The sequence below is a fragment of the Helicobacter sp. 23-1046 genome (genome assembly GCF_053654635.1).
This window is the reverse complement of sequence record NZ_JBSIUS010000001.1, coordinates 482,217-497,876: the sequence shown is the minus strand read 5'-3', so window position 1 is coordinate 497,876 and position 15,660 is coordinate 482,217. Positions and strand designations below refer to the sequence as shown.

Here is a 15,660-nt window from a genome sequence, read left to right as displayed (position 1 = left end):
CAGCCTTAGAATGTTTTGTCTTTATGTGGTTGTTGAGAAATATTGGCTTTTTGGGAATCTTTGGCGTTATTTTTTCTCCAAGTGAGCGGGCATTGCTTTGCATTTGCCACTTGAGATAGTCCTCCGCTCATCGCATTTGCCTTTTGGATAAACTCCTCACATTTGTATTTGTTTAAAAGCACAATTTCATCATTTATATCAAAAGTTACTTTTAAAGCCTCGATAATAGGGTCTGCGTTAATACTCTCTCCTGCTTGTTTGATACGCATAGTGGGAGCGTGTAGGAATGTATTAAACGCGCCGTGCAAGATTTTCTCTACATTTTTTTCATACTCTTTTGGTATGTAGCCTTTTTTAATTGCGCGTGTGAGTTCTTTTTGGCTTGCTTGTCGTGCCAAATCACGGATATGCTTGATGATTGGGTCTGCGCCTAAACTTTGCAACCACTTAAAAAAGTCTTGTGTGTATTGCTCGATGATGTTGTAGGCTTGCTTGGCACTTTTTTCACGCTTGGTGAGATTTGCATTGACAATTTCTTGCAAGTCATCGACACAATATATATCCAAATTGGGAATCGTAATATCCTCAATATCGCGCGGCACGGCTAAATCAAACCAGATTCTATAATGTGTGGCATCAGCAATCATATCTTTGGTAACCACCGTATGAGGCGCACCTGTGGCAGAGATGAAAATATCTGCACTTGCCAAAACTTCTTTTAGCTCGCTAAAAGGTGTGATAATAATATTTGGCTCTGCACTTAGTTGCTCTTTTAACTCATCAAGCGTCTTTCTTGCGTTTTGCATATTGCGATTAAGGAGTGTGATAAAGACATTGTGCTTAAGTAAATGCTTAAGGGCTAAAATACCCATTTCCCCCGTGCCTAAAATCGCTACTTTTTTGGAATCTAAATTCTGTCCTTTTTGCGTGAGAATAGATTCTATCATATCCACTGCTGCGCCAGCCACAGAAGTATGACTACTTGAAATATCTGTGGCATTACGCACACTTGCAGCACATTTAAACGCGTGGTGGATAAGACGCGTCATATCCTTAGCGCAAAAGAGATTCTCATAAGAGAATCGATACGCATCTTTAAGTTGTCCTGCGATTTGTGTCTCACCCACCACTAGAGAATCAAGACTTGAAGCCACGCTAAAAATATGATACACCGCGTATTGATTGTAGCGTATGTCAGCACATTGCTTGAGTTCTTGAGCGGAGATATTTTTGCATTGCTCTAATGCGGTAAAAATAAACTCTCGCGCAAGTTTTATATCAACCACACTGCTATAAATTTCCACACGATTGCAAGTTGAGAGGAGCACGACTTCTTTAATCATATCATTTGCGCAAAGATTCTCTAAGAATCTATATCGCTCCTCATCGTTAAATGCAAGTTTCTCGCGCAATGCTAAATCCACATTTTTGTGTGAAAAGCTCACCACCATATATTGTGCATTTGTCTGTTGTGCGTGCTGTATCATCTTAAAACTCTCTTTGTATCATATTTGTTACAATGCCCTCTAACCTCACATTCACTTCCTTTGCTCGGGGGTCTTGCACGGATTGGATACACGCTATGGCTTTGTTAGCATACTCTTTTGCCAAAGCAATGCAATCATTCACACAATTATAGCGTAAAAAAGCATCTCGTATCCATTGTTGCTCTTTCGTGTTTAATTCACGCCTATAAAGGCTTAGAAGTGTGTCAAATTCTTTTTTATCAGCTCTTTGTGAAAACAAAATATAAGGCAAAGTCGCTTTCCCCTCGCTAAAATCACTCATCGCAGGCTTGCCTAGCACCTCTGCGCTTTGGGTAATATCCAAAATATCATCAACAATTTGAAAGGCAATGCCAAGATTAAGCCCATAGATTCTATACTTTTGACTATCTAATCCGCATAAAATCGCGCCACATTCGGCACTTGAAGCAATCAAACTCGCCGTTTTGTCCGCACACATTTGAATGTATCGCTCCTTATTGTCATTGAAGCACTCACTCATCGCCACATCTTCAATCTCACCAATAGAGAGACGAAACACAGAATCTGCAATGCTTTGTGCGATTTTTGGTCCAAAGCTAGCGAGCTCAAAAAAAGCCTTAGAGTAAAGCGCATCGCCTAGCATTATGGCATTTTTATTCCCAAAAAGTGCGTTTATAGAGGGCTTAGCACGCCTAACTTTGGCATTATCGATGACATCATCGTGCAATAAACTCGCACTTTGGATAAGCTCAATAATCGCACAAAGTTTCAATGCCTCATCACTCTCTCCACTAATAGTAAGCAAAAGTTTAGAGCGCAACATTTTGCCCGTGCTTAGTTTATCAAACTGAGCGAGCAAAATTGCATTGTGGGAATCTTTTATAAATTCTTGCATAAGCGTAGCGATTTTTTGTCTGCTTATGGCAAAATCACTTTGTATCACACTTGTTTGCATTATCTCTTTCCTTATAATGTTTCTTCTTGCCCGAGCTCTTCACTTCCCAAACTCGCGCCCACACCCTCAATGTAGAGTTTGAGATGGGCTTTTTTATCAGCAAAGTCTTTAAAAAAAATATGAAGTATTGGCGGTCGCTTTGGATTCTCCCCTAATGGGAGAGTGAAATCACTGCGTTGATAGTCCTTATACAAAATAACTTGATGATTAAAGCTATCATAACGAATGTGAAGCAACAACCCATAATTTTTATACAGCGTCCAACGCATAACAAATGGCTTCTCAACAGAATCGAGCAAAAAACTTGCGCGATAATTTTGCTCTTTTTGAAGTTCTAGCTCCCTTTGCCAGCTCCACTGCGGTGTCGCGCCAAGCATAACACTCACGCTAACGACACACACTAAAAAGACTAAATACCGCATTTTTTGCCTCATCGCCCTATCCTTACTCCTCACTACTCGTGGTTTCCTAAAATGTTGCCCATAGATTCAATGGCAAGAGAGTCTTTCATAGCTCGCAAATTTTCCTTTTGCTCCTCATCAAATCCACGAGAAAAAAGCCCCACTTCATTAGAATCTAGCCCCTTAGATTCTATAAAAAGCTCTAAAATTGCCACTTCCTCTAACAATCGCTCTAACTCCAAGCCCACAAGTGTCGGCGAAGCATTTTGCATAATTTCTTTCCACTTCTCTAATGGCGGTTTGCCAAAAAGTTCTAAATCATCAAGTTGCATTACTCTCCCTTATGTTTTAAGTCTCTCACACGGCTTAAAACCGCATTTTTATGTGCTTCTAATCCCTCAATATCGGCTAAATTAGCGCAAGGCTCGCCAAGCTCTCTCATCGCCTCTTTACTAAAGTAAATAACTGAACTTTTTTTCATAAAATGCTCTACGCCAAGCGGAGAAAAGAATCTCGCGCTTCCTCCCGTTGGCAAAGTATGATTGGGTCCAGCGAGATAATCCCCGATAGGCTCGCTCGCATATTGTCCCAAAAAGATTGCCCCAGCATTACTAATATGTGGTAGTAGCGAAAAAGGCTCACTTACAAGCACTTCTAAATGCTCGGGGGCGATTTCATTCATTAGCTCCACGCTTTGTTCTAAATTTTGCGTATGGATAAATACAGAGCGATTTTGGATACTTTTTTGCGTGATTTGCGCGCGCTTAAGTGTGGGGAGAATATCTTGTATATGGGTAATCACAGATTCAATCAATGCCCTATCATCACTTATTAAAATCGCGCTCGCAAGCTCATCGTGCTCGGCTTGTGAGAGTAAATCCCACGCGATATATTCCGCATTTGCCCCACTGCTTGCGATAATGCCAATCTCACTAGGTCCAGCTATCATATCGATTTGCACATCGCCAAAGACGAGCTTTTTTGCCGTTGCGACAAAGATATTGCCCGGTCCTGTGATGACATCGACTTTTTTACACTCCTCACACCCAAATGCCATAAGTCCAATGGCACTCGCACCGCCGACTTTATATGCCTGTGTGATTCCACACAAATGCAGGCTTGCAAGCAAAAGTTCATTTGGCTCATTGTGCGGAGTGGGCGTGCAGACGATGATTTCTTTCACACCCGCGACAATCGCTGGAATCGCATTCATTAGGAGTGAGCTGGGATAGGCTGCCTTGCCACCGGGTATGTAGAGTCCTGCGCGTGCAAGTGGTGTTACTTTTTGTCCCAAAATATTGCCATTTGATTCCATATCAAGCCAAGTTTTTTCCTTTTGCTTACTATGAAAGGCGAAAATACGCTCATACGCGATATGCAAAGATTGCTTAGTTTGGGAATCTAGCGCATTATACGCACGCTCGCACTGCGCTTTTGAAATCATAATGTCGCTAAAATCCTTTGGATTCCAATTATCAAATTGCTTAATGTGGCGCAAGAGCGCGGAGCTTCCATCTTGTTTGATCTCTTTTAGGATTCCTTGCACGATAGTCGTAGCGTTGTCTAAATCCATATTCCCGCGTGCCAAAATTTCATCAAACTTCACTCTAAAGTCGCTTTGGCGCGTGTCTAAGATTCTCTGTGAAAGCCCGCTTAGTGCCTTTGTCATTGCATAATTCTCCATAACATTTCAAATTGTATTTTCATTTTACCCCGCATTATAACAAAATTAAGAAAATTTCTTATATTTTTAGGGTTTCTTATATTTATTACACTATAATGTGTGTAATTTTTACTTTAGCTAAAGGATATACTATGAATCTCTATGAATGCAAAAAAGACTCTAAATGTAAAGTAGTGGGGCTTAAAACTTGTGATAACGCCCTAAAAGAGCGACTCCTCTCAATGGGAATCTACAATGGTGTAGAAATGAGCCTATGCAACCATACCTTAAGCAAATCTAGTCTTTGTGTGCTTGCTAATGGCGTGCATATCGCGTTGCGTGAGAATGAAGCGAGAGATATTGAAGTTGAGGGGCTTTAAGCCCCTTATTTTAATCCTCTAAAGTCCTTACATCAAGTCCTTTACTCTTAGTGGATTAAAATCCAAATGTGTAGCGCACATAAGCATTATAGCTTTGACGCGCACCAACCTTATGTTCGATACCTTGTGGCACCATAGCAGTTCCATACCAATACCCCTTATAATCCATAATCGTAGTCTCAAACATAGGAATCACAGCACCAATTTCTAAAGAATTAACCTTTAAGAAGTTCATTCGCACGCCTGCATTCCAATTTAGTGCCACACCAAAGCGTCTATCTTCTTGTCGCTCAAAGGGTTGGTTTTGCTTGATAAAAGTATTATGAAGTTGATAGACTTTATCCAATCTGTTGCTTTTCCAATATTGGAATCCTATGCCAACCCCACCAAATACACCCAAATTAAAATTCTCTCCCGCGATGACATTAAAGAGTGCGTCTGCGTTTGCTGTAAGGTTGAATTGGTAGAGCGATTCTTTTCCACCCTCTAGATTCCCTTGTGCCCCATAGTTTGCGGAGCGACCTTGAAAGCTAAAGGTGTTGTAATAAAAGTTTCCATACGCTCTAAATCCAAAAAATGGATTAAAGAAATGCTTATACCCAGCCAATACACCATAACCCGGAGCGGTGTTATTAGAGCTATAATACCCCATAACCGCATTACCACCTGTTACAGATTCCGTGAAATTCTCGCTATACCGCAAATCCCCATACATAATCTGTCCACCGACAAACACGCCACTTTCCTCTGCTTTTGCCTGTGTGCTAAAAAGTGCAACTGCCATCGCCACCGCTACAAGGAGTGTATAAAAGACCCCCCCCCTCAATGCTCTATTACTCATAGTAATACCTCCAAATAAAGTGATAATAAAGCGAATCTCCACCTTTGTAACCCTAAAAGAATCTTTAGAAATCAACTCCCAACGATACAAAAAAAAAAAAAACGCTTTATTCTAAATCGACATAATACAAAAATTCTTAAAGTTTTTCAAGGAAAAAGATTTAAAATTTAGGAAAATTTCTTACATTACAAATGTGGCACATTACACATTTCGCCAAAAATGTAGGGTATAATTCCACTTCCTAGATAACACGCCTTTCTTTATAAAATGCGCAAGTCTGTTAGCTTAAGAAGTCTTTGGGTTGCGTGGTGCGCTCGGTGTGCGGGTATTTTCGTTTGGAGCTCTAAAAGGTGAGAATCTGCCCCCTAATGAGTGCCTTAAACCCTGTTTTTTACTTTTTTAGGCTTTGCCTCAAATGTAGAGTAACGGTTATCTGGGGTTTAACTTCACAAACAAAGGCATAAAATGCAAACTTATAATATCCTTATTATCGGTAGTGGCGGGAGAGAATACGCTATTGGATTATCTTTATGGCAAGATTCTCGTGTGAGTGGCTTATACTTCACACCGGGCAACGCTGGCACTGCCCTGCTTGGCAACAATATCACTTATGCAAATAACGAAGAACTTTTAACCCATTGTGAGAATCTCGCTATCAATCTCGTGGTAGTTGGACCTGAAGAGCCACTTACTAAAGGTGTAAGCGATTTTTTGTCATCACACAATATTAAAGTGTTTGGCCCAAGTGCTAAAGCGGCGCGATTAGAGGGCTCAAAAGCCTTTATGAAAGACTTCGCCACAAGGCACAAAATACCCACAGCAAGATATTTACAAAGCGATGACATCGAGCAAATCCGCGCATTTATCGCCACGCTTAACCCACCAATCGTAGTCAAAGCTGATGGATTGTGCGCGGGCAAAGGCGTGATAATCGCGCCAGATTCCACAACTGCCCTGCAAGAAGCGCAAAAAATGCTAAGCGGAGAATCGTTTGGGGAAGCGGGCAAAAAAGTCGTAATCGAGGAATTTTTGCAAGGATTTGAGCTCTCTGTCTTTGCGCTTAGCAATGGCAAGGATTGCATTATCCTCCCTCCAGCCCAAGACCACAAGCGACTTTTAGACAATGATGAGGGAGTGAATACAGGTGGAATGGGCGCATACACGCCCACACCAATGTGTGATGAAAATCTCTTTAAGCGCATTAAGGAGAAAATTATGCTCCCAGCGATTAAAGGCGCAAGAGATGATAGTATGGAGTTTTGTGGTGTGCTTTTTGGTGGCATTATGGTAGTGGAGCAAAAAGGCGAGCTACAACCATATTTGTTAGAATTTAATGTGCGCTTTGGCGACCCAGAATGCGAAGTGCTTTTACCCACGCTCAAAACGCCATTGCTTGATATTTTACTTTGTGAGGACTTTAGCGCGTTTGAAGTGGAGTTTAAGGATATTTATAGCTGTGGCGTGGTCGTGGCTAGCAAAGAGTATCCTTATAAAAGCTCAATCCCACAAAATATCCATATACGCCCATTTGATAACAATTTAGGGCATTTAGTCTTTGCGGGAGTGAGCGCAGGAGAGAATCTTCGCAGTTTGCCACGAGATTTTACGCGCTCTTGTAGCAAAGATTCTCATTTGCCACCACAAGGCAGTGATTCTCACTTGCTTGCAAGCGGTGGGCGCGTGCTTTTAAGCATAGGGCTTGGCAAATCCTTGCAAGAAGCGCAACGCAATGCGTATGCGATTTTACAAAATGTGAATTTTAGCGGAATGCAATACCGAAAAGACATCGCCCATCGAGGCATTGCATTCTTACAATCCAAAAACTAAGGCACACAAACACGCAATGAAAGAAAAAATACAAAAACTTTTAGAACGCGAGAATCTCGAGCTTGCACCATTAAATGTGCGATTTTTGGCGTATTTGTTTGATTGTTTTTTGGTGCTATTTGTGTGTGTGATTGCTTTGTGGAGTAGTTTTAGCGCAGTTTTTAACGAAGAAGATTTGCAAAATGCCATTGCCCTTTTAAAAACTGCTTTGTGGCGTATTGCATTGCTTTATACGCTTGCATTTTTTTGCTATGAAGTGCTTTTAGTAAGCCTGTATGGAGCGACTTTAGGCAAAATGATTCTTAAAATTCGCATTGTGAGTGTGGAGTTTGTGGATAAACCAAGCATTGCAAGAGCTGTTGTAAGGGCATTTTGTAAATGCTTAGGGGCGATATTTTTATATGTGGGCTTCATAATGGCTTTTGATGGGCAGTTTAACCGCGCATTGCACGACAAAGTGTCAAAAACTTTAGTGGTTTAGGTAAAATGCAAATGCGGGTGGTGGCGTTATGTCTTATGCTATTAGCAAGCATAGCAATCGCAAATGAGCCAAAAGATACGAAAGCACAACTTTTTGAACTCTCAGCTAATAGTGTAACCTCGCAAGGTAATATCATCACAGCACAAGAAAATGCGTTTTTACTAAGTGAAGACATTTATATGTATGCTGATATGATTACTTATGATAGAGAGAGCAAAGATATAGCTTTGCGTGGAAATGTGCGCGTGTATTATGGCGATACACTTTTTGTCGATGCAGGAAATGTGAATATAAACTTGCAAACCAAACAAGCCTCTATTAACCCAGCATTTTTACTTGGAGAGGGTGGATTGTGGGTCACAAGCACACAATTATCAAGCAATGAAAACACTTATAGCTTTAAAAAGGCTATTATAAGCTCGTGCGATGTGCAGTTTCCTATATGGCATATTGCTGCGACTTCTGGCTCTTATAACACACAAAAGCAGTATGTAAGCGCGTGGAATACAAGGCTTTATCTTGGTTCATTGCCGTTGCTTTATGTGCCGTATTTTACCTTTTCCACAGGCACTACACGAAAGAGTGGGTTTATGCCACTAGAGTTTGGCTCGACAAGCCGTGAGGGATATGTCTTTTTAACGCCCTTTTACATCGCGCCCTTTAACTCGTGGGATATGACGCTCACTCCGCAATTCCGCACACAACGAGGTAATGGGCTACATTATGAGCTAAGAATCGCTGATAATAAAAATAGTGTAGCCACGCTCAATGTCGGGTATTTCAAGCAATATGAAAATTATATGCAAACTTATGACTTAAAAAATAAGGAAATTTATGGATTTGACTTTATATACAAAAGAGAGGGAATCTTTGGGGCACTCTTTAGCAACTACAACGACAATCTCTTTGCTGACTTGCATTATATGAATGATTTGGATTATAAGCGACTTCAAAGTGTAAATGGTCGCTTCAATACACGCCTAAGCACTTCTAGACTCAATTATTTTGGACAAATCTCCAACCACTATATTGGCATTTATGGAAAATACTTTTTAGACTTATCAAATCCTAGCAACACAAATACACCCCAAGTCTTACCAAGCGTGCAATACCACCACTACATTAGCCCGATATTATTGAATAATCTCTTTTATTCGCTTAATATAGAGAGTAAAAATATCACGCGCCAAAGCGGTTATACTTACACGCAAAATTCCCTTTCTCTACCACTTGGAGTAAGTGTGTCGGTGTTTAAAAACTTCGCTAACTTAAGCGGGAGGATTGATGGGTTTGCAAGCAATGTGAGTCTTGGCAACGCACAAAACATCAACGACCCATTTACCAAACAAGCCGTGCAACCCTCAATGAACTACACTTACGCAAACTATCAAATAGCCTTTAATAGCGATATAGCCAAACCTTATAAAAATTTCTTTCACACTGCGCATTTTGATTCTCAATTTAGTGCACCGCTGTATTATTATGCCCAATATGGATTAGATTCTACGCGTTATGAAGCATATAGTGAGCTAGCAAAAACTCTCAATGCAGAAAATCTCGCACAATATTGGAATCCAAACGACATTATAGACATTGGCGCAAACAAGCCAAAGGTGGATATAAAACTCTCAAATTACTTTTATAGCACAAGTGGCAAGGAAATTGGCTTTTATAGAATCTATCAGCGAATTTTTACTAACGACTCTACACTCAATGCAAATCAACCACTGCGCCAAGAAGTCGGGATAAATATTTTTAGTGGGCTTACGCTTACAAGCAATCTTTTTTTCTCCCATAGGACGAATCACTTTAATGAAGCCTCATTGACATTGAATTTTAATAAATTTGGTTTAAGAGCGAATGCAAATTACTTTTTCAAACTCGATGAAGACACTATGCTAAAAAGTAGTGCGTATAACAACATTTATAGCTCGGCATTTTTACGCGCGAATATGCGCTATGACTTTGGTTACTTCACGCTAGATGCAAATATAGGCTATGATGAAGCAAATGCGAGACTAAAAGATTGGTCGATAGTATTTTCACGCGATATTGCGTGTTTTGGCATTGGGTTGAAGTTCGCCACTGATGTGCGTCCTATATTTACCAATAGCGGTATTGATACGCTAAGCAACCAATACATCAAAATCGAATTTCGATTTTCTCCACTTACACCAATTGGATTCACACAAAAATTGCAAAATTAAGGACTTTTTTGTTGGTATTTATATAAAAAAGGAAATTGTCTCTCTCTACCTTGTAGAGAGCGTCTTTGGTTTGGGTTTTTTGGTAATAGTGGGAGTTTTGGTTGGTTTGATATTGCTTTGTATTGTATTTTCTATTTGTGCTATATCTATATTTTTTACCGCATTAAGTAAGATATTTTGTCATCTTTGCTTAATCTATATAAATCTCCATCTTCAAAATAAGCTAATCCCCTTACAACTTGCATAATAGGAAAATCATTACCAAAATATCGCCCAAACTCACTTAATCCTTGCTCTAGAGATACTTGATTTGTCTTTAATATCTCTGCTATGTCTTTGTAGTCTTTATATTCTGCTCTATCACAAGTAACTTTTAGTTTTGTGATGAGTAAAGATTTTAAACTTGCAAGTTGCAAAATGCCATCATCACTTTGAATCGTATCTACAAATTTGACAAATTCTATATTGCCAAAGAAAGAGATTTTGACATTATTTGTAGTCATAAAAGATAGCATATTATCTATTTGTAGCATTATTTCGCCTACTTTAATGCCATTTAGACTTAAAAGAATATTGAAGTTTTGATATATCTTTATGCGTAAAAAAATCAAAATCTACCGATTCCCTATGCCCTAATTGCAAGGCTAATGCTGTCCCGCCAAAAAGCGTAAAATCCATATCTTTTAGCACTTTAAGATATGGATAAATTTCTTTTTGCTCTTTTGGCAATATTTCAAAGTGCAGTTTCATCGCAAATATCCTCGTTTTGGTAATGGTGGAATCTTGCAGTTTATCCCATACAATCGAATATGCCAAAAATGCCAAGACTTTTTATCAAACCAACCTGCTTGAGCATTTTTAAGTGTTTCTTTTAGAATCTTATCGCTAAATTCGCACACTTTCTTAAAGCTACTGATATTGTTGGCGTCTTTCATTGCACTAGCTATAACTCGCAAAGGATTATTAGCAATAATTTCATCTTTTTTCTCCCACCAAACATAATGGACAAAATGGGCTAAAAGTTTTTTATCTTTTGAAGTCATTGGAAATTTCCTTTAAGTCATAGAATATGAAATTATAACACAATATATTTTTTATTTTAATCTCTCTTAAATTCGCAACCCTTGTTGTTGTTATTTTTCCATCCGCTACGCAGTTTATACTTACTGCTAAGTCGCTTTTACTCTTTTTTAATAATTTTCCAAAACCCTTTTTACATCGCTGTCTATCGCCCGATATTTTTTTGATTATGATATTTTTAAAGCATTACCATTTAAGCAAAATCTCACATTTAAGCACGAAAATGTCAAAATTTAAGATATAATGCTCTCAATGGACGCTTGTTGCGACTATGTCTTTTTAGTGTGTCCTTAGTTTGGTTTTCCCCTGTTCTCTTAAGGTTTCGGGGGAAGTAAAATACTCTCCTTTTGCTACAATCTACTCTTTGTGAGGAATAAAAGGAATGCAGACAAAACAATCTTATATATTCACCGATAGAGCACACGCATTAGAGCAGCTACTAGGAGTTTTCGCGCTCAAAAATCTCGATGTCTCACAAACCGTGATTTTGGCTACGAGCTTTGAGGGAGTGTTTTTCGCAGATGTCTTAGCGAGCAAGCTAAAAGTCCCCCTTGATTATCTCTTTGCTGAAGTTATTACCGCGCCACTTAATAATGAATGTAAAATCGCTATTGTAAGTGAGGAACTTGATATTGTGATGAATGAGAATCTTATCAATGCGTTTGATATAAGCCTTGATTATGTCTATGGTGAATCAAAGCGACAATATGAAGACAGCATTATCCCTATGCGTTATAAGTTTCGCAAGGGCGAGTTACTCTCCTCACTTAATGGGCGCGATGTGCTTATCGTAGATCAAGGCATTGATACAGGGCTTACAGCAATGTGCGCGATAAAAACCTGTATAAGCAGGCACGCCAAAAGTATTAAAATTGCCACGCCTATTTTGCCATTAGTAGTCAAAAATGCTTTGAGTGAAATTTGCGATGAAGTGCTGTGCGTGCAAGCATTGGATAATTTCGTAAGCATTGGACATTATTACAAAAACTTTGAACCCATTGAGCCAAAGACTATTGAGGCGATTTTAAATACACATTTACACAAAAAAACTAAGGAGGAAGCATAAATGAGTAAGGTGAATATTACACTTGGGGAGAGAATAGAATCTTGTCGCTTTGATATTGCTAATCAAGCAAATGGCGCAGTGCTTTATGAATGTGGTGGGACAAGCATTATCGCCACTGTGTGCGTGGGAAATACACCAATAGAGGCAGATTTCGTGCCACTAAGCGTGCAATACATTCAAAAAACCTATGCCGTTGGAAAGTTTCCAGCGGGCTTTATCAAGCGTGAGGGCAAGCCAAGTGAATTTGAGATTCTCACTTCAAGGCTTATAGATAGGACTTTGCGCCCACTTTTTCCCAAAGGTTTTGCATATCCAACACACATTGTAGCAATGGTCGTAAGCTATGATGGACTAAATGACTTAGCCCTATGCGCGCTAAAAGCAGCGAGCATCGCCCTATATACTTCAAACATCATCATTGAAGGGCAAGAAAAATCGCCATTAAGCGCACTGAGAATCGGACGCATAAATGGCAAGTTTATCATCAACCCAGATTCTCACACACTTAAAGAGAGTGAATTGGATTTGTTTGTAAGTGGTAAGGGCGATGAACTCCTAATGATAGAAATGAACACACAACAACAAAATGATAAGCCAAATCTCTTAAGCGAGAATCTCACCATAGAAGCACTTGAACTCGCAAAAAAACATATAGCAAATGATTGCAAAGAATATGAAAAATTCCTAAAATCCCACCAAAAACAACCCACCATACCATTTTCCCTAAAAATTAAACAAACCCATTCTTTGGAGTTTTTGCAACAACATTGTGTAGATTCTATAAAACTTGCCATACAACAAGCCTCAAAAAGCGAAAGAGCGGGGGCATTTGATGAAATCATTAAAGAAGTAATCGCTCAAGGATTTGAAGAAGAAGATGTCAAGCATTGCTTAGGCATATTCAAAAAATCCTTAGTGCGCGAGATGATTTTGCAAGATAGCGTGCGTGCTGATGGTAGGGCATTAGATGAAGTGCGTAAAATTAGCATTGAGACAAATATTTTGCCACACGCACACGGGAGCGCACTTTTTACACGCGGGCAAACACAGGCATTGGTCGCTTGCACCTTAGGCACAGAATCTGATGCGCAAGGCATAGAGCCTTTAGGAAGTGTGGGCGCGAAAGATAAGTTTTTATTTCATTACAACTTTCCAAGTTTTAGCGTTGGTGAAACGGATATGATAGGCTCTGTGGGGCGTAGAGAGCTAGGACACGGCAATCTTGCAAAAAAAGCCCTCAAATCAAGCATTGTGCAAAACAATGCCGTCATTCGCATTGTTTCAGAAATTTTAGAATCCAATGGCTCAAGCTCAATGGCAAGCGTGTGCGGTGGAAGTTTAGCACTACAAGCAAGCAATGTGGCAATGCACTCACTCATCGCTGGCGTGGCAATGGGGCTTGTAAGCGAGGGAGAGAAATATGCTATTTTGAGTGATATTACAGGCTTAGAAGACCACGATGGCGATATGGATTTTAAGGTTGCGGGTGATGAAAATGGCATTAGCGCGTTACAAATGGATATAAAACTTGGTGGGATTTCAAGCGAGATTCTAAATGCTGCACTTATGCAGGCAAAAGCTGCAAGAGTGCATATTTTAGGTATTATGAAGCAATCATTAAGTAACCTTACAATCAATTATGATATTTTGCCAAAGACTGAGATCTTTTGTGTGCCAAGTAATAAAATGGTGGATATTATCGGGCAAGGTGGCAAGACTATAAAAGGGATTATTGAAAAATTTGAAGTAAGCATTGACTTAGACAGAGAAAATGGCGCGGTAACCATAAGCGCACAAAATGCAAAGAATCTAAAAAATGCGAAAGAATATATTTTAGGATTAGTGAAAGGGTTTGAGAGTTATGAAGTTGGCTTAAAATTTAAGGGTGTGATTAAAAAAATTTGTGATTTTGGTGTGTTTGTCGAGCTTCCAAATGGTGGCGATGGGTTATTACACATTAGCAAACTTACCGACGAAAAAGGGAAAAAACCAAGCGATGTTTTAGGCGACACTAAAGAGATTGAATGTGTGATAATAGAAATCAATGGACAAAAAGTGGGGCTTGGCTTAGCATAAATTTTACTCTTTTTAAGCCCCGCTAAATCTCCTTGCTACTTATAGTTTTCTATCGCTTTTTGCAAAATCTCTTGCGCTTGCGCTACACCTTTGTAATCTTTGACCTTTACCCACTTATTTGGCTCTAATGTTTTGTAAGTTTCAAAAAAGTTTTTAATTCTATCAAGGGTGATTTGTGGCAAATCTTGCAGACTTTTGATATTGTCATATCTAGGGTCGATTTTGCTAATTGGCACGGCTAGGAGTTTCTCGTCCATTCCGCTTTCATCTTCCATCACTAGCACACCGATAAGACGACATTTTATCGCACTACCCGCTTGTAGTGGATATTCATTGAGCACGAGAATGTCCGCAGGGTCGCCATCATCCGCCAAAGTATTTGGCACAAAGCCATAATTTGCAGGATAAAACATCGCCCCATAAAGCACCCTATCTACCATTACCACACCACTTTCTTTATCCACTTCGTATTTGATATTTGAGCCATAAGGGATTTCAATAATTGCGTTGATTTTGTTTGGATTCTCACCTGCGACAAGTTTTGTAATGTCCATTTTTACTCCTTTTTTAAGATAATTTTGCTCGTGGATTTTTGATAAATTCTTCCATATCTGCCACGATTTCCTCGATAGTTCGCTCGCCATTGACTGTGTAGAGTAATCCATTTTTTTCATCATAAAATGTCCTAATCTCCTTAAGTGGCTTGCGATAGACTTCCATTCGGTTATTAAATACTTCGATATTATCATCTGCGCCTCTTGCCCTGCCTAACACTCTCTCCCTAGCGACTTCCTCGCTCACTTCCACCTCGATGACAGCCTCTAAAACTACATCATTTTGCCTCTCTAGCTCATCTTGCAAAGCGTGCATTTGCTCCACGCTACGCGGATACCCGTCAATCAAAATAATATCTTTTGGGGCATTTTTAAGTGCCTCAATAATCGTGCCAACCACAATGCTAAGAGGCACTAAATTTCCCTTGCTTACAAAACTATCGATAAGTTTGCCCTGCTCGCTCCCACTCGCCACTTCTGCACGCAATAGTTCGCCTGTGGAATAATGCACAATGCTATCAGCATTATTCTTTGCGATAATTTGCGCATCAGTCGTCTTACCACTGCCCGGTGCTCCAATGATTAAAAACAGCTTTTTCATTTTTTCTCCTTAGATTTAGCTTATGTAGATTCTCACATTCT

The 15,660-nt window shown here is 39.6% G+C and carries 17 protein-coding genes; 6 read left to right on the top strand and 11 right to left on the bottom strand.

The features are described from left to right. Positions 1-5: 5 nt before the first annotated feature. The 5 genes from hemA to hisD are packed head-to-tail and all read right to left on the bottom strand — an operon-like array spanning position 6 to position 4,512. Entirely contained in the window at positions 6-1,487 is a 1,482-nt protein-coding gene (hemA, locus tag ACWIUJ_RS02350; protein ID WP_454168721.1) for a glutamyl-tRNA reductase, read from the bottom strand. Position 1,488: 1 nt separating this feature from the next. Next, positions 1,489-2,442: a polyprenyl synthetase family protein gene (locus ACWIUJ_RS02345; RefSeq protein WP_454152237.1), complete on the bottom strand. Its 954-nt coding sequence runs from the start codon at positions 2,440-2,442 to the stop codon at positions 1,489-1,491. Positions 2,443-2,453: 11 nt separating this feature from the next. Further along, positions 2,454-2,876: a hypothetical protein gene (locus tag ACWIUJ_RS02340; protein ID WP_454168719.1), complete on the bottom strand. Its 423-nt coding sequence runs from the start codon at positions 2,874-2,876 to the stop codon at positions 2,454-2,456. A gap of 20 nt (positions 2,877-2,896) precedes the next feature. Continuing rightward, positions 2,897-3,175: a DUF2018 family protein gene (locus ACWIUJ_RS02335; RefSeq protein ID WP_454152235.1), complete on the bottom strand. Its 279-nt coding sequence runs from the start codon at positions 3,173-3,175 to the stop codon at positions 2,897-2,899. Further along, positions 3,175-4,512, bottom strand: a complete 1,338-nt coding sequence (gene hisD, locus ACWIUJ_RS02330) for a histidinol dehydrogenase (protein ID WP_454168718.1) — start codon at positions 4,510-4,512, stop codon at positions 3,175-3,177. Before hisD ends, ACWIUJ_RS02335 begins: the two co-directional genes overlap by 1 nt. Before the next feature lie 146 nt (positions 4,513-4,658). Between hisD and ACWIUJ_RS02325 the strand changes: the two genes are divergently transcribed. Further along, the gene (locus ACWIUJ_RS02325; protein ID WP_454152233.1) at positions 4,659-4,886 is read left to right on the top strand and encodes a FeoA family protein; all 228 of its coding nucleotides are present in this window, start codon (positions 4,659-4,661) and stop codon (positions 4,884-4,886) included. A 55-nt stretch (positions 4,887-4,941) separates the two neighbouring features. Here ACWIUJ_RS02325 and ACWIUJ_RS02320 read toward each other — a convergent pair whose 3' ends face one another. Continuing rightward, complete coding sequence (locus ACWIUJ_RS02320; protein ID WP_454168716.1) at positions 4,942-5,727, bottom strand: outer membrane beta-barrel protein; 786 nt, start codon at positions 5,725-5,727, stop codon at positions 4,942-4,944. A gap of 465 nt (positions 5,728-6,192) precedes the next feature. On the opposite strand from ACWIUJ_RS02320, the gene purD reads away from it, so the two are divergent. Genes purD through ACWIUJ_RS02305 form a run of 3 tightly spaced genes read left to right on the top strand, consistent with a single transcriptional unit; the run spans position 6,193 to position 10,242 of the window. Then, a complete protein-coding gene (purD, locus tag ACWIUJ_RS02315; RefSeq protein WP_454168714.1) occupies positions 6,193-7,554 on the top strand; it encodes a phosphoribosylamine--glycine ligase in 1,362 nt (453 codons plus the stop codon). A gap of 16 nt (positions 7,555-7,570) precedes the next feature. Beyond that, positions 7,571-8,035, top strand: coding sequence for an RDD family protein (locus ACWIUJ_RS02310; protein ID WP_454168713.1), 465 nt, complete (start codon positions 7,571-7,573; stop codon positions 8,033-8,035). Positions 8,036-8,040: 5 nt separating this feature from the next. Beyond that, positions 8,041-10,242, top strand: coding sequence for an LPS-assembly protein LptD (locus ACWIUJ_RS02305; RefSeq protein WP_454168711.1), 2,202 nt, complete (start codon positions 8,041-8,043; stop codon positions 10,240-10,242). A gap of 155 nt (positions 10,243-10,397) precedes the next feature. On the opposite strand, the gene ACWIUJ_RS02300 is transcribed toward ACWIUJ_RS02305, so the two are convergent. Genes ACWIUJ_RS02300 through ACWIUJ_RS02290 form a run of 3 tightly spaced genes read right to left on the bottom strand, consistent with a single transcriptional unit; the run spans position 10,398 to position 11,285 of the window. Further along, positions 10,398-10,775 carry a hypothetical protein gene (locus ACWIUJ_RS02300; RefSeq protein WP_454168709.1) on the bottom strand — a complete coding sequence of 126 codons (378 nt, stop codon included), beginning with the start codon at positions 10,773-10,775 and terminating at the stop codon, positions 10,398-10,400. Between the two features lie 13 nt (positions 10,776-10,788). Further along, on the bottom strand, positions 10,789-10,992 hold the full coding sequence (locus tag ACWIUJ_RS02295) for a nucleotidyl transferase AbiEii/AbiGii toxin family protein (RefSeq protein WP_454168707.1): 204 nt from the start codon (positions 10,990-10,992) through the stop codon (positions 10,789-10,791). Continuing rightward, complete coding sequence (locus tag ACWIUJ_RS02290) at positions 10,989-11,285, bottom strand: hypothetical protein (RefSeq protein ID WP_454152226.1); 297 nt, start codon at positions 11,283-11,285, stop codon at positions 10,989-10,991. Before ACWIUJ_RS02290 ends, ACWIUJ_RS02295 begins: the two co-directional genes overlap by 4 nt. A 419-nt stretch (positions 11,286-11,704) precedes the next feature. Here ACWIUJ_RS02290 and ACWIUJ_RS02285 point away from each other — a divergent pair, with 419 nt between their 5' ends. Next, positions 11,705-12,388: a phosphoribosyltransferase gene (locus ACWIUJ_RS02285; protein ID WP_454152225.1), complete on the top strand. Its 684-nt coding sequence runs from the start codon at positions 11,705-11,707 to the stop codon at positions 12,386-12,388. Next, on the top strand, positions 12,389-14,464 hold the full coding sequence (locus ACWIUJ_RS02280; RefSeq protein ID WP_454168705.1) for a polyribonucleotide nucleotidyltransferase: 2,076 nt from the start codon (positions 12,389-12,391) through the stop codon (positions 14,462-14,464). A gap of 35 nt (positions 14,465-14,499) precedes the next feature. Here ACWIUJ_RS02280 and ppa read toward each other — a convergent pair whose 3' ends face one another. Continuing rightward, positions 14,500-15,018 carry an inorganic diphosphatase gene (gene ppa / locus ACWIUJ_RS02275; protein ID WP_454168703.1) on the bottom strand — a complete coding sequence of 173 codons (519 nt, stop codon included), beginning with the start codon at positions 15,016-15,018 and terminating at the stop codon, positions 14,500-14,502. Positions 15,019-15,031: 13 nt separating this feature from the next. Next, positions 15,032-15,619 (bottom strand): adenylate kinase, encoded by a 588-nt coding sequence (locus tag ACWIUJ_RS02270; protein ID WP_454152222.1) that lies wholly within the window; start codon positions 15,617-15,619, stop codon positions 15,032-15,034. Positions 15,620-15,660: the final 41 nt, after the last annotated feature.